11 protein-coding genes and 2 pseudogenes are annotated in these 14,227 nt (G+C 58.8%); 9 read left to right on the top strand and 4 right to left on the bottom strand.

From position 1 onward, the window contains the following. Positions 1 to 727: 727 nt before the first annotated feature. Positions 728 to 1,012: a DUF3892 domain-containing protein gene (locus tag A7X65_RS25925; RefSeq protein WP_063690478.1), complete on the bottom strand. Its 285-nt coding sequence runs from the start codon at positions 1,010 to 1,012 to the stop codon at positions 728 to 730. 107 nt (positions 1,013 to 1,119) lie between these two features. Between A7X65_RS25925 and A7X65_RS43275 the strand changes: the two are divergent. Both A7X65_RS43275 and trbD read left to right on the top strand, forming a co-directional pair. Continuing rightward, positions 1,120 to 1,370, top strand: a pseudogene (locus tag A7X65_RS43275) (IS110 family transposase); the annotation flags it as partial. Positions 1,371 to 1,782: 412 nt separating this feature from the next. Then, positions 1,783 to 2,044 (top strand): annotated as a pseudogene (gene trbD / locus A7X65_RS43270) (conjugal transfer protein TrbD). 202 nt (positions 2,045 to 2,246) lie between these two features. Here the strand turns inward: trbD and A7X65_RS25910 are convergent. Beyond that, a complete protein-coding gene (locus A7X65_RS25910) occupies positions 2,247 to 2,861 on the bottom strand; it encodes a sll1863 family stress response protein (protein ID WP_063690474.1) in 615 nt (204 codons plus the stop codon). A gap of 613 nt (positions 2,862 to 3,474) precedes the next feature. Between A7X65_RS25910 and A7X65_RS25905 the strand changes: the two genes are divergently transcribed. From A7X65_RS25905 to A7X65_RS25880, 7 genes are all read left to right on the top strand, one after another. Continuing rightward, a complete protein-coding gene (locus tag A7X65_RS25905; protein ID WP_063690472.1) occupies positions 3,475 to 5,037 on the top strand; it encodes a pyridoxal phosphate-dependent decarboxylase family protein in 1,563 nt (520 codons plus the stop codon). Between the two features lie 2 nt (positions 5,038 to 5,039). Continuing rightward, positions 5,040 to 6,572 (top strand): phenylacetate--CoA ligase family protein, encoded by a 1,533-nt coding sequence (locus tag A7X65_RS25900; RefSeq protein ID WP_063690470.1) that lies wholly within the window; start codon positions 5,040 to 5,042, stop codon positions 6,570 to 6,572. Between the two features lie 35 nt (positions 6,573 to 6,607). Beyond that, a complete protein-coding gene (locus A7X65_RS42050; RefSeq protein WP_145665450.1) occupies positions 6,608 to 7,087 on the top strand; it encodes a hypothetical protein in 480 nt (159 codons plus the stop codon). Positions 7,088 to 7,091: 4 nt separating this feature from the next. Then, positions 7,092 to 7,889 carry a hypothetical protein gene (locus A7X65_RS25895; protein ID WP_063690468.1) on the top strand — a complete coding sequence of 266 codons (798 nt, stop codon included), beginning with the start codon at positions 7,092 to 7,094 and terminating at the stop codon, positions 7,887 to 7,889. Continuing rightward, entirely contained in the window at positions 7,886 to 8,305 is a 420-nt protein-coding gene (locus A7X65_RS25890; protein WP_145665447.1) for a hypothetical protein, read from the top strand. The genes A7X65_RS25895 and A7X65_RS25890 overlap by 4 nt, the downstream gene beginning before the upstream one ends. Before the next feature lie 17 nt (positions 8,306 to 8,322). After that, on the top strand, positions 8,323 to 8,904 hold the full coding sequence (locus tag A7X65_RS25885) for a hypothetical protein (protein WP_145665444.1): 582 nt from the start codon (positions 8,323 to 8,325) through the stop codon (positions 8,902 to 8,904). A 207-nt stretch (positions 8,905 to 9,111) separates the two neighbouring features. After that, on the top strand, positions 9,112 to 9,660 hold the full coding sequence (locus A7X65_RS25880) for a cysteine hydrolase family protein (protein WP_063690463.1): 549 nt from the start codon (positions 9,112 to 9,114) through the stop codon (positions 9,658 to 9,660). 1,270 nt (positions 9,661 to 10,930) lie between these two features. On the opposite strand, the gene A7X65_RS43265 is transcribed toward A7X65_RS25880, so the two are convergent. Continuing rightward, on the bottom strand, positions 10,931 to 11,254 hold the full coding sequence (locus A7X65_RS43265) for a hypothetical protein (protein WP_245323833.1): 324 nt from the start codon (positions 11,252 to 11,254) through the stop codon (positions 10,931 to 10,933). A gap of 1,879 nt (positions 11,255 to 13,133) precedes the next feature. Further along, a complete protein-coding gene (locus A7X65_RS25870; RefSeq protein ID WP_063690462.1) occupies positions 13,134 to 14,219 on the bottom strand; it encodes a cache domain-containing protein in 1,086 nt (361 codons plus the stop codon). Between the last annotated feature and the right edge of the window lie 8 nt (positions 14,220 to 14,227).

Genomic DNA, 14,227 nt, shown 5'->3' with positions numbered 1-14,227 from the left:
TAATCTCCAGCGCCACGCCAGCTGACGATAGTTGAAAGCTGCGTGTTGTTCTGGGAAGTCGGTTCGCCGTACTTGCTTTTCATCTCCGCCAGCAATCGGTACGCTTTCGAAGCATTGTCAAGGCGGAGCTCGACACATTCCAGTCGTTTTGAGATACTGCCAAAAAATGCGAAGGCTGTGAAGGAGAACTCCCCTGTGTGGTACTTGACGTAACATTAGGGCGGTTTCGGTGTCGGTCCCTTGCTTATCGCACGTCTCATCGCGCTTCTTCATCTCTCCGTGAGACGCGGCGGCAACATGATCAGGACTCATTCCCCTTTCGTATATTGCCAATGTGCGTTGGCTGGCCCAGCCAAGATTCCGGTCAGCAAGATTGTCAGCTCCATTCGCCCCATGTCATTCCCTCCGGATGGTTGGACTTGGCGATGCGCTTCCAATCCTTCGCTCGATCGCCCAGCACCGCGCGAGCGATCTGCGCCTAGCTGGGGTAGAGAGGCATGCCGTGAGCCGCCTCGCGTGCTTGGGGACTTCTTCTCATCTTCAGTGTTCATGTCTTAGTCGAGTGCTCCTGCACAAATCGTGTATCTCGTGGGACAGAACCGCTTGGCGAGCGCGCGCGTCCAAGGGGGAGGTGACAGCGAAGCATAACGCCCTGTGAATTGGATATCGATTCGTCTGCGGCGTTTAAGCAAACCGCATTCGCGCCGGGCCTGGATGTTGCCGAAAATTACGGACACTCAGCGAGTGAAAGAAGATCGTCGGGCTGAATGTCGTCCGCCGTCGTCTTGATGTACTTGTGTCCATCGTGTGTGGCCACGATCAAGCCGGCTATGATTCCGTCTTCTTCGACATAGAACTCCCATTCGCCACTTTCGATGTCTTTGATTGTTTGACCGACAGATTGCTTCCAATGACTGCCGTTTGAATCTACGCCACCGACATTTTCAATCCTCTCGTGTGGATTCACCCTGTTGGTCTTATTGATGCAATGAATGCGTGCGAGTTTGGCCATTCTCGTCTTCCTGAATCTGGCAAAAGGTTGAGGACCAGCCTAGTCCACGATGCTTGGGTTAGGCAGCCAACCAATTCAGGTAGGTGCGTGGGAAGACCTTTCGCTGGGCGCTCGGCGCCTTTTTTAGACGGCTCTCGGCGCGCATCCGCAAGGCCAAGGCCGTGACCGTCACGGTCCGCAAGATCGCAATTCTGTTCTACAATACTTTGCGATACGGAATGGACTATGTTGACCCGGGGACCCCGTCCCACGAAACGCGTTACCGAACGCGAGTATTCAACAATTTGCATCGGCGTGCAAAGGCATCGGCTTTGTTCTCCAACCCCCGGAGCCGAAAGTCGGTGCTGCCATTTCTTAGGAATCGTTCTCCAGCGTCAGCTCCCCATCTTTTCGTTTTGCGTTATCGTCAAACCGCGGCCCATTGGCGCGCCAATTGCTGGTACATGGCTCAAGAATGCCGCCATCTTGATGGGTGGAGAGGATATCGATGTCAAACGCCAACCCAGATTGGTTCGTCGCGCACGCGACTGAGCGCCGCCTCGCCCGGTGACCGGGATCATCACACTTGTGGCGTGGCTGTTGCCGGCGGCATGCAGAGCTTCCGGGGCAAGCTCAACGATTTGCGCGACGCTCATGTACGTCGTGCTCTTCGCCGGCATCTTTCTCGGGGGCAACGCAGATCGTTCGTGGCTTTGTTCGTTTCGAGCGGTGCCTCGATCGGCGAGGCGGGCACTCGCCGGCGATCACGAACATGACAAGTGACCTTGGTCGTGGCTGATGTCGGCGCCAATCTCAGACGCAACCGCATTCATCGCGCTGTCGCAACCGAACCTTCTGTTCGGCGCCGATCGCGAGCTGGTACTGACCGGGGCTTGCCGCGTACGCGGCAATCCAGGGCGCCGTGATCTGGATCGTTGTCGTGGCGGCGCTACAGATGATGGCGAAAGCGGACCTGAGATGCGGCGAGTCGTTGCCCGCCACATCTGCCATTCCGCGTACTGCCGGTCGACCTCAACGCCTTGGCGCCACTAACAAAGGTCCGCTCCAATGGTCGCACTGTGCTCTTTCTGTGGTTCCGGCCCGTCTTTCGCCAATCTCGCGCCTTACGTCGGACTCATCGCGAACGGAATCGTCCTGTTGAACGACGGCTCGCTGATGGTGGCCTATTATTCTTGCGGGACCAGACTCTAAGACTGGATCTCCGCTGAAGCGGCGGCTACGGACCCGACAACCTTCAGCTCTTCCCGCCGGAGCCCTTTAACGCATGCCAGACCGCCTGGTTGGCCTGATCGAACGCCTTGCGGGATTCGGCCAAGGCGGCGCTCAGCACCGCCCAAGACTCGCCGCCCGCCTGCTTCAGCGTCGCTAGACGCGCGTTCGCCGTGGACGCATCGGCCTTCATCTGCTCGAGTCCGGCCTCGAACTCGCCGGCGTGAGATGCTGCCACCTTGCCTGCCGCCTCACGGAACTTGTCAGCGGCCTCGTGCCAAGCCCTTGCTTGCGCCCCGGCTATGTTCTTGAACGTGGCTTTCTGCTGATCGATCTGCTTGCCGGCGTTTTCGAAGTAGGCGTTCATCTGCGTCTCGAAGGTGTTCCATTGCCTTTCAAGATCCATCTTGGTGTGCGCCCAAGTGGCTTCGCCAGCTTGCGCTTGCGCCTTGAGCTCCGCCTGGAATTTGTCGCGGCATTTCCTCAGATCAGCGACAATCCGGTCGGCCTTGATCTCGGCCTCGGCCTCGGCCTTAGCCTTGCCGGCTCTGATCTCGAACGAACCTAGTGCGGCATCCATCTCGTCGATCCGCTCCTTGGCCCAGTTCAGGTAGAAGTGCAAGCCGCTCTGTTCTAGCATGATCGTCTCCGTTGTTTATCCGATGCTGAATGATCTCTGAGCTCCGCGTTGCCCGTGTTGACTTGGGTCAATTGCTTCGTCTTAAGCAACTGCGAGCAGTGAGCCTGTGCTTTAGCAGGTTTGATAGCGCTCTACCTCAGGCGTGGTTGATCCCCCTTCGCCTGTATAAGTGACACTCCGACTAGGCCGAAGTTGTCGCGGGTGAAAACTGTCAGGAACCAACATACGAAAAATTTCGTGTCGCGCAGGCAAGGGCGGTTCCGGCGTTGCCTAGGATGCCAACCATTCCTGGTAGGTGACTCGACCGGCAGGAATGTCGCACGCTCAGTGGTCACCAAACGAGCTCACCAAACGAGCACCATGTCGCCTACATTGCACTCGTTGTTGGATGTTTGGAAATATCACATGAGACGCAGCGACTTGAAAGAAATCGCGATGTTTAAGATGGTCATTCTGCTTTGCGCTGCTGCCTGTGTGCGACAACGCTGCACCCCAGTGAAACCCTCACATAGCGCTTTTCAATCACACTGCCTAACACGCCGACCCGAGAAGATGGCTGACCTGTACCGCGGGTGAGTCGGCAGCGATCATTAACCTCGAGGGACGCGACGATATGGACAGTCTTTGCGTGCTTGACGAAGGTTCTTCGCATCAACGCGAGACGTTCGCCACCGAAACAGAATCGGTTTTCAAGGTCCGAGAGTTCAGCGCAGCCGCTCATCAGGCTATCGAGTGGCTCGCTAATATGCTCTCGCGTGACGAGGTGGAAGGGGTCCGGCTGCAAAGGCCAGTCGACCTGATGGCAAGGGCCCGCAGTCTCATGACGAAGGCTGATTTGGGGGGCTTCGACGCGCGCCGCTTCGCCGACATCCTCGAACTTTACCTGGAAACAGGAATCAAGGTGAACTCCCGCGGATATATGGGCCGCCAGTTCAGCTCGGTGATGCCCGTCACCGCAGTTTTTGAGATGGTGTCCGCCATGGCCCCCCAGCCGGCCTCCTACTACGAGGCGGGACAGCTCGCCAACATTGCGGACCGGCTGATCGAAGAGGTGTTCGGCCGTTTCATCGGCTGGCCGCAAGGCAGCTTCGAGATGGTGACGACGTCCGGGGCCTCGCTCGCTAACATGACTGCCGCATTAGTAGCTCGTAATCGGCGCATTTCGGGAAGCTGGAACGGCGGACTTGCGGTTGGCTGCGCAAGCCGGCCAGCCATTGCCATTGGTGAGGATGCGCATTTCTCGGTCTCCCGTATTGCCGGCATCATTGGGATCGGCCAGGATCAGGTGATACGGCTGCCGCTGAACAAACAACGGCAGATCTGCCCAGAACGCGCGCGAGCGATCATAGACGGGGCGATGGTCCAGGGCTTGAACGTCTTTTGCCTGATTGCGTCGGCCGGGACGACCGCGATTGGCGCTAACGATCCGTTGCCGGAGCTTGCTGCCTTAGCCAAGCGACACGGCGCTTGGCTCCATGTGGATGCGGCTCACAATGGCGCATTTCTGGTTTCCGACCAACTGCGGCCACGCCTTGCGGGACTGGAGCTCGCGGATTCTTTCTGCCTGGATGCCCATAAAACTCTTTTTGTCCCGGCCCTTTGCACCTTGCTGTTCTATCGCGAGAAGGGCTTGGCGGAAACCGCCTTCCCCCAGAAGGACAGTTACGTATTCGACCCGTTCGAAGATGAGATGGCTGCCGTACAGAGCGGCGTGAAGAACTTCGAATGCACAAAGCGTCCGTCAATCCTCAACCTGTGGCTGGCTTGGTCGCTGTATGGTCGCCGAGCCTTCGCCGATAAGTTGGAGCAGTTAGTGAAGATCACCAGGTCCGCGTACGATTACTTCATCGATCAGCCGGACTTCATCGTACCCTACCAGCCTGAATCCAATATCCTCTGCTTCGTTCATCAGCCTCCGGGTCTGAGCGGTAATAGCCTCTCTAGCCTCCAACTTGAGCTGCGCAACCGCGTACGGGCTGCGGGGCGGTATCTCCTATCCAAGGTCGATCTAAATGGACAGACGATGCTCCGCATCGTTCTCATGAATGATAGGGTCGGCCTGTCCGACATCGCCGGCATGGCGGCGGAAATCCGACGCCATGCGGGCGACATTCTTGAGAACGAATCCACAAAGGGTGGCCAAGACCTACCCGTTGGGCTCGAACCTGAGGAATGACTATGGGCCACTTCGCCTCCCCGCTAGACAACTTCGACTACAAGGCGCAGCCGGACACGATGTTAAATCCGCGCACTGTGGATCACGTGCTAGATCTGCCCTCATTCCTGACCACACTCCTTTCCGCGCAAGCTCATGTCGGCTGTCGGATCGATGAAATGAGCCTGGAAGCGCAAGCCGTCATCGTCCAGCGCAGGGTGTCGCAGCTCGTCTCTATCGCCCGCATCAACCCCTTGTGGCGCCGACGCATCAATGATGCTGTAGGCGTCGGTCCGGTGGACAGTTTCGACCGGTTTCGCGCGCTGCCTCTGACCGAAAAAGAAGACTTCCATCAGATGTTCACGGGGAGGCGGCCGGGCATGGTCGTGCCCATCGAGCGCTGTGGCTTTGAGGTCGTGGCGAGCGGTGGCACTAGCTCGGGCAAACCATCGGAAACTGTCTATCCGCTAGGCGAGCTGCAGGAGACATACGGCTGGGCGGGGGATTTCATGGGCCGACACATTATGGCGCGCCATCTTGCTGGCGGTGGAGCGAAATGGGTGGCCACCACGCTTGCCGACTATCAGATGTGGAGCAGCGGCACCATGGTGGGCGGCGTGCTTCAGAAGATTCCCGGGGTCAACTTTATCGGCGCTGGGCCGATGAGCCGTGAAGTCTTCCAGCTGATGATGTCCTATCCTGGGCCGAAGGCGATCATGGGCATTACCCAAAGCATCAAACTGCTCTCGAGCTTCGCTGACGGCCTATCCCGCGAGGCGCGGCACAGCTTCCGCGTGGCCCTCTATGGCAGTGGCGTGCTGACTCCCAAGGCGCGGGCGGATCTAAGGCGGGCCTATCCGAACCTGATCGTGCTGAGCTACTTCGCGGCCACCCAAGCGGAAACCATCGGCCTGCAGCTCGACCCGGAAAGCCCCCTCCTCACGGCAGTACCCGGCCTGCACCTAGTGGAGGTGGTCAGGCCGGATGGACAATGGGCGGCGGTGGGGGAGGAAGGCGAACTGGTGGTCACCCGGCTGTTCGGTAACGCGGCCCCGGTACTGCGCTACAAAATGGGCGACCGAGTCATCCGTCGCCCGGATCTGCGGTCGGCCAGTCTGAATGCCATGCAGTTTGAGTATGTCGGCCGCAGCGGCGATTTCATGCATATAGGCGACACGCAATATTCGGCGTCCCAGGCCCTAGCGGCCATCATTGCCGAATTCCGCCGGCGACAAGTTCTGGAGATCGACAGTGTCGCCACTGACATGCAGTTTCAGATCGATCGCGCGAAGCGCCAGTTCCACTTGTTGCTCGGTACGCTGGAAGCCGTGTCCCTCTCGGCGCACGTCGCCGCACGCCTTACACCGGAGGGCTCATCGCCGTTGATCATCGCCGGGCTGGTCCGCTCCCTGTCCGTCTTTAACGCGCTCGAAGCGAATGAGGCGAGCCTGCGGAGCTCAGGCTACAGCTTTGCCATCCGGTTTGTAGATCCAACGGGGACTGACTTGGTCCGGACGGCAGTCGGAAAGGTGCCCCTCGTCGTCGACCGCGTTTGATAACCGTAACCAGGAACCGCCGCCGGAGGAGGCAAATGATGACACCGCTTAATATTCGAGTTTTCGTCGATGTCGTCGCCCTGCTACTTGGCAATGCGGCCGACGGCAACGTCTTCTTGTTTGACGATAGTCTTTGCGGCGGACAGGATTCTGGCACCGTTAAGTTGACCAGCCCTGTCTGGCCGGGGCAGCTGGTCCGCTGGAGCCTGACGCCGCTCGACGTCCAGACTATGGCTTGGTTGACGGGCGTATCGTTCGACGGGAACGCGCCGCCGGCCGCAGGCCTTCCGGCTCCCTGGGCGCTGCGCTGGCACGGACACGTCCCTTGGTGGCTGGCTCCGGGCTCGCGCCATGGCTACCGGCTGACGCTTGTCACGGGCGGCCTGACTGGGCGCACCATTACAATCGACGGGCCGTCCCTTCTATTCATGCCTCCACCGGCAGGGCAACCGATTCCGCCTCAGGCCTCACCGCCCATCTGGGCGGTCGCACAATCCGCTCCAACGGGAGGATGATAAGATGCAGATTTCGATTGTTGCCGTAATCGATATTGTGACGGCTCTGAAAGAGGGCACTCTCGACGGGAATGCCTATCTGATCGACAATACGGGCCCATGCGCTCCGCAAGCCGGCTCCCGCGTCACGAATGTGCCCGGTGTATACAATGCCGACGGTTCGCAGACGACGGAGGCGGTCCTGAACTGGATTACCGTCGGAGTCGCCGATTTGCCATTGACGCTGCCCCGCAGCTATCGCCACCGTTACAACGAGGCGAATGCCGAACACCGGCTGGTGGACGCACTCCGCAAGGCGACCCGAGACGGTAGAGCCAAGCTGCTGTCTGATCCGGAAGCCGTTAGTATGCCAAAACCCCTGCTAGTTCGCCGCAACGGCGCGGTCCGGCCTTATGACGCCCCCCTGCTCAATGGTGCTGGCGAGGTGCTCGAACCTGACGACCCCGCCGCCGAGGCCAGCGCGCCCCCGGTTGTCACCCACATCCGCGGTCCGGCGGTAGAGCACGGTATTCTATATCCAGCTCTTTACGGTTCGCCCGACTTGCTGGCGGATGGTTGGTACTGGAGCGCTACCGTTAATACAGCCAATGTGGGCTGCCACGAATATCAGATGGACGTAACGCTCTATCAGCAGGTTCAGGAGAACGGCGAGTCGGTGTGGGAACCGCGGCCCTTCAGCCTGACATGCAGCATCCAGGTTGGCACCGCCCCGGAAATCAACGGCTTCACTGGCGGCTTCTTTCCCGGCCTCCTGCCGATCCTACCTTCTTGTCTGACGAGCGCTGCGGGAGAGGCGATATGAGCACAATCAATATTCGAATAGTGGTGGATGTCGTTGGCGCGCTGGAGGCGGATACGCTGGCTGGCTCGCTGTACATGATCGATGACAACCGTCTTGGTGGATCGCGCAATCAGGCGACTGCCGAGCTCGCAACTGCAGTGGCACCGGGAGACTGGATCATCTGGACGTTGCTTCCGATTGAATGCGAGACCCATGCCGCAGTGCGGGCGATCGAACTGTCGCCGGACATCTGCGAGCTTGAGCGTAAAACCTATCGCGACTCAGATGTCTCCTACTGGCGCGGTAAGGTGAAGCAGTCGGTCGGTAACCTACCTTATGGCCTGACCTTAGAACTCGGCAGCCGAACGCGGACGCTTAACAACGGTGCGCACGCACGCCTGATCGATGCCTCTCTCCAACGTTCTCACAACGCTTAGCGAACCGGGAATTCATCATGATGCAACCCGACATTCCGGCATCTCAAAAGCCTCCTTGCATCCCCACTCTGCCTTCCACGCAGTTGAACATCGTCACACTCATAGACGTTGTAGGCACACTACGGACCGGCAGCGTCACCGGGAACACCGGGCTGATGGATAATGGCGGCGAGAGTACCGGCAAAGGTACGAACGCCTTGCGCACCGTCTGTCGCCAGGGCCAGGTCCTGAACTGGCTGGTTTATTGTACCGACATGGAAAAGCGTCCCGACGGGAGTTGGCCCCTTTTCGCACGCGTCGTAAACATCGTGTTCATTCTGTCCGACAACACGCCGCAGTACCGCAAGATATGCAATGATCTAAAGATCTATGGCGGCCCGGACAAGGTTCGCAGTCCGTGGACGCCGTCCTATTATTACTGGGCAGGATCAATCGTGCCCGATCTGGAGCCGGGTCTCTATCCCTATCGCCTTGTGCTCGAATGCGACACGATCGATCGAAGCCGCAAATGCTATTTTAACTTGGATGGACCGATCCTGGAGGTGGTTCCGCTAGATGGCCATGCCAAACTCAACGCGAAAGAAGACCTGCATCAATAAGAAGTGGCGGAGCCGTCGCTCGGACAGGCCGATGCTCCCATTTTGTTCCGATAGCACCTACTTAGAACTCAGATGCAGAACACTCGAGTCTCGCAGATACTGCGGACGCCAACATCATCGCAGCAACGCGCTCAGTTCGACCGTAACCCGTCGGGAGCGCCCTGACGAAGCCCGATCTGCGGCCCGTCCAACAATTGTAAGCAAGCTATGAGCCAACGCGCCGTCATCGTCATCGACATCCAGAACGAATACTTCCCGTTGGGGAAGCTGCCCCTGGTGGGCATCGAGTACGCGGCTGCTAACGCGGCCAGGGTGATTCAAGGCGCCCGTGCCAGGGGAGATACTGTTATTCACATTAAGCACGAAGTCGAGGACCCTCACACTCCTATCTTCAAGCCGAGCACAAAAGGCGTGGAGATCAATCCAATTGTCAAGCCGATGGAGCGTGAACCTGTCATCGTCAAACATCATCCGAACGCCTTCCACGAGACCGATTTGAAGCAGCAGCTTGACGCGAGGGAAGTTAAGGAAGTTGTGATCGTAGGTGCGATGAGCCACATGTGCATCGATTCGACCAGCCGGGCCGCCGTCGATCACGGCTACAAGACCACCATCGTCCACGACGCCTGCGCCACGTGCGATCTCAATTTCGGCTGCGTGATAGTACCCGCCGCGCAGGTGCATGCGGCCTTCATGGCGGCACTTAGCTTTGCCTATGGCAGGGTCACGACGACCAGCGACTACCTTGCGGCCTGATGCCATTTGGCGGTCGCGGTGGCGGCGATTACGCATTGGCCAACACAGCCTTGCGCACTTGCGTGGAGCAGCGACTGGCCGGCGTCGTCCGCGATCCCGAGTGGCGCTGCCGTTCCTGGTCCCCCCGTTCTGTGGAAGGGCCGCCGGCATCGTCTCGATCGTCGCTCAACCGATAACGTCCACGCTGGATGGGCGCGCGGGAAGTTCGCCATCGGTATCAGCTTTAGCGAACGCCTCCGGGCCACAAGCCGGAGCCGTCAGGTTTGCCACTACGCTTGTTGCGCGTTGGTGATATGCCCTTCAGATCCGAAGCGATCGTGCGGGGCGTCCGGCCCCAGCTGGTCGACGAACTCGGTGTCCCAGAAGTGATGGAGATTAGCTTCGTCGACTGTTACGCACGCTTTCCCATTCGTTATGGGGGGCTCCCGTAGCTGAAGCGTAGCCGCCGAGGGTTACCGGTCTCGCGGTCGTATCGTCGGCACGGGACGCTTCTGGGTAGTTATCGGCGACTCATTTGAGCAAGTGATAGGAGGAGCCGGACAGGTTTAAGTTGCTTTGGCGACATCTCGGTCGAGGAGATAGATCCGATCGAAGTAAAACTAGGTTTGATACGAAAGCCAAGAAGGCAGGGCGGCGCGCTGAGTGCTCCCGTGCAAAATTTGAAGTTGCCGCTCTTCGAACTTCGTGATGGAGTTCAAACACCGAGGGACGGCGTTCGCGATGTGCGTCGGCAAGGGTCTCGCTGTATTTTTTGCCATCTACGCGTTGAAGCGAATTGCTGCAATCAATGCTTGGCAGCGCTTGTGAGGGCCCGATTAGCAGTTGCGCGACTCGTCCAGCTCCTAACCGGAAGGATCAGTCTTTCGGACGTCTCCTCGCCGGAGGGCGCGATAGCTCTTTGGATCCGCAATAAATTGTTAATGCTCTGCGCTTCTGGACACGTCGCGTCAGGCACGCCAACAAACGAGCGTGTATACCAAGGCCGGGATTGGAAATGAAGCTCGAGACTTTCTCGAACGTGATCGCTGCGCTATCGTCGCGCGCAAGGCGACGTGAAAGAATTCGCATCCGGCTGGAAGAATCGCGTTCGGTGCATCGCACGTCAGGAGTGACGGCCTCTTGCTGTATGAGGTCATCGACCTCGCCACCTCACCCGCCGCACGCACGGCCACCCCTTACCTACATTGTATTGACTCAAACGGCTCGCAATGCGCCATCGAAATTATCGCGGCTATGCGCGCCAAAGACGGTCGAAGATCTGGTTTCTGGCCTAGTTGGCGAATTGCCGCTTCAGTCGTAGCTCCGGCACAGCGTTGGCCTCGTGCTTTTCGCTAGCATGGCCCCTCAACGCATATTCTTCGGCCCTCGACTGCACGCCAGGCGAGTGGATGCTGCAAACCAAGAAGGCTGCACACTTCCTCTCCTGACACAAGCAGCCTGCGAGCACATAAGGTGGCGGTGCGAACACCTCCGGCATTACCGACGACAGTGCCGTGTCTTTCAGGATGTCCCAGCGCGAATGGCCTCCCAAGAGCGGCAGCAAGCCGAATATCACCCTGCCGATCCTGCTTTCGCGAATGGCATAGGCGCACATGGCGCACGGCTCGACCCTTGAATACAGCGTGCCGACCTAGTATGCAGCATCGGCTGGGCGTCCGACAACGCGACCATCTTGGCGTGGCTCGTCACGTCGCCTGCGCGTCGCGCCATGTCGGACGCGTCGCAAACGACCTCACCATATCGGCCGGCGATACCGCGGCAAATGGTTATTCTCCATTAGATCAGCTGGATTCGGCGAGCGCGATGCAGCGGCGCATCAAACTCCAAATCGGATAACAGCGGATCATAGTTGCTCATCTGACGAAGTATCCTCAATCAATCTGAGTCGCGTGCCCGACCCTAAGCTGGCGCAACCGTGGCGGAACTATTGGGCCGCTGAATCCAACTCCCGGTGACGAGACTTCCGGCAATGGATAAAGGATAGCTGGCACTCGACAGCGTCATCAGGCGGCGACAACCGGTATCATTTCGCAACGATCAGCTCGGCTTTGTGTGAGGCTCCTCGGGTCCCTCAATCAACATCCTTAGCTCTCTCTTTTGTGCCTTGATTTGATGATAGCTTCGGCTATAGCGATTACTCCCCAGCTGCGTGATGCACGACTTGTTTCGGTGGGCTATCGCGTATGTAAATGCGCCTCTAGCATCGTAGCTGGCCTCGGAAGCGGATCGCCTGCTGAACTTGGTAGGATCTGTGCTCTGCCCTGCTGCCGCATCTTGAGCAGCTCACCCACTGTGCTCGTGCCTATGCAGTCGTCCGTTCTTTACTCGCGGGTGGTTATCAACCCCGATAGACGAGTGAATACACTGCCGGGTTCATGGTTCTTTTCGCGGTCGTCTCTACAAGAACCGCCGCATGGTGGCGTTCAAGGGGGCATCTCGATGTGAAGGGCGCTGTGCGTAAAGTCTGCAAGGAGGACTTCGAGATTGCCAACACCTTCGTCCCGGCCGGGACAAGTGTTCCGTCCGAAGTCAAATCTGGGTTAATTTAAGACTGTTCATGCGGCGGGTATCCCCACCTTAAGCTCAGTACCAATGGTCCAGATAGGATGGAGGAGGACCGCGCTTTGGCGCGACGGCGACCTTTGCCTTCTTGGCACTGACCGTTTGGTCAGCTTGCTACCCAACGCTTGAAGGTAGAGCTTCGCTTTACAACGGGTCAACAGCACGCTCGCAGCCTCGAATAGATAAGTCCGAACCTAGCGGTTGCCGCGAGGGCGGTGCGATCGCGATCTCACCTGTCTTGGTGTTAGGTCGAGATAGGCGCCAACGTCGACGGAACGTCGAACCAAGCCTGGTTGTCGACGGTAACAACGAAGACAAGAGCGGTGAGACCGACACCGAGAAGGGTCATCATTCGGAAACCGCCGGTCGTACTTCGCCATCACCAGGAGTTCTCGAGAAAATATTCGAAATTTGCTCGATCAAACAAGGCTGAGCCAAGAGCAACGGCCCGAAAAATATCATGCAAATCCGGGCTGCAACGAGGACGGCGCTAATTTGACGTCGGCCGCGATCACGCGATTTTAAGAAGCCGGCTAGAGTGGTGGAGAGGCGCACAGCAATCTAGGACTAACCCAGAAGTTGTGGCAGACAGCTGAGAGGACACGTTGGCCGTGTAACTGGCTCGGCCTTTGAGCCGTGGCTGAGGTGATTTTCGGCCTTCATGTGCCCGGCGCAGAACGCACAGCGGCTTCAGTCTGCGCACTCTGGTAAGGCAAGCGCTCTATCTGGGCTCACAGTCGGGCTCGCACTGGTATTCACGTGTCTCCTTGAGAGTTGAACAATCGACTTCGAACACCGCGCCCACTGCCGTCGCGTGCGATTGTCCACGCTATATCCGTTGAATAGTCCGTACGGTCAAGCCGCTCGGTTCGGCCAATTGCACTCTTCCACTCTCTCCCTGGCGCCCCCACTTACGGTTGGAAACGGCCCAAAAGCTTCGACTGCATGTGGGCGAGCGCGTCACTCAGCCTTGCTGCTTCTTCGAATCGGGTTTCCTGGTGCGGCGGGCGCGAGTCGGGATCGACCACGATGGCCTCGGCGGATTGCGAGAGCCGGCGGAGCGGCGTCCTGAGCCATTGAGCCGCGCACAGGAGCAGGACCAATGCGACGACGGCGCCGGCGCCCAGAATGAACCAGAACGCACGGATTAGTTCTCGAGTTGATTCCATAGCGTCGTCGGCGTTCTGTCGGACCAGAAGAGACCAGCCGAAGCTCGGAAGGTCTGCAAAACTGACGCTCGGAACCATGACGGTGAAATAGTCCTTTCCATCGGACCATCGCTCGCTCGAGAACGCGCTGGTGACACGACTGGCCGCAAACGCTGAGCTGACGCTTAGCCGCTTGTTGACGACATCGGTCGGGCCAAACAGGACGGTTCGGTCCCGCGATAGCAGCAGCACATCGATTCCAGGCGCCTGCAACGCGGCCATGCCCTCCTCGACCCATTTCCAGTTGAGGTGCGCTCCGATTACGCCAGCAACGAAACCATCATGCCGCAACGGTGCGGCTAGATCGACGAAGCGATAGGGCTCAGCGGACACAGGCAAGAGGCTTGCCAGGAGTTGGGCCTCGTGGACATCGACCGCAGTTGGCGCATCCAGGCCGCGCCTAAACCATGGCCTTTGCGCGACACTTGCGCCCTCGAGCATCCCGTCCCTGGCCGCCAGTACCTTGCCCTCAAGATCGGCTATGCCGAGCCAGGAGTATCGGCCATCCAGGCGGCTCAGGAATTTGATTTGCTCACGGGCATTTGCCAGATCGGTGGGGTCGATTAGGTCAGCCATACGTGCCACGTCCATCCAAACCCCATAGAGGCGCCGCGCCAGCAGGTTCGCGCTCAGTTCGCCGCGGGTCGCCAACTTCTCGACCTGCAATTTCTCGCCGCGCCGCTCCAACGCCGCAGTGTACAGTGTCGCTGTCACCATGGCCGGCGCAAGCATCAACGTTGCGCCGCCAAAGAACACAAGCGTGCGCAAGCTCAGTCGTCTGTTCGCCATCACGCCTC

This window comes from Bradyrhizobium stylosanthis (assembly GCF_001641335.1).
Taxonomy (GTDB): Bacteria; Pseudomonadota; Alphaproteobacteria; order Rhizobiales; family Xanthobacteraceae; genus Bradyrhizobium; species Bradyrhizobium stylosanthis.
The sequence above is the reverse complement of the archived record's forward strand: the minus strand, read 5'-3'. Positions and strand labels throughout refer to the sequence as shown.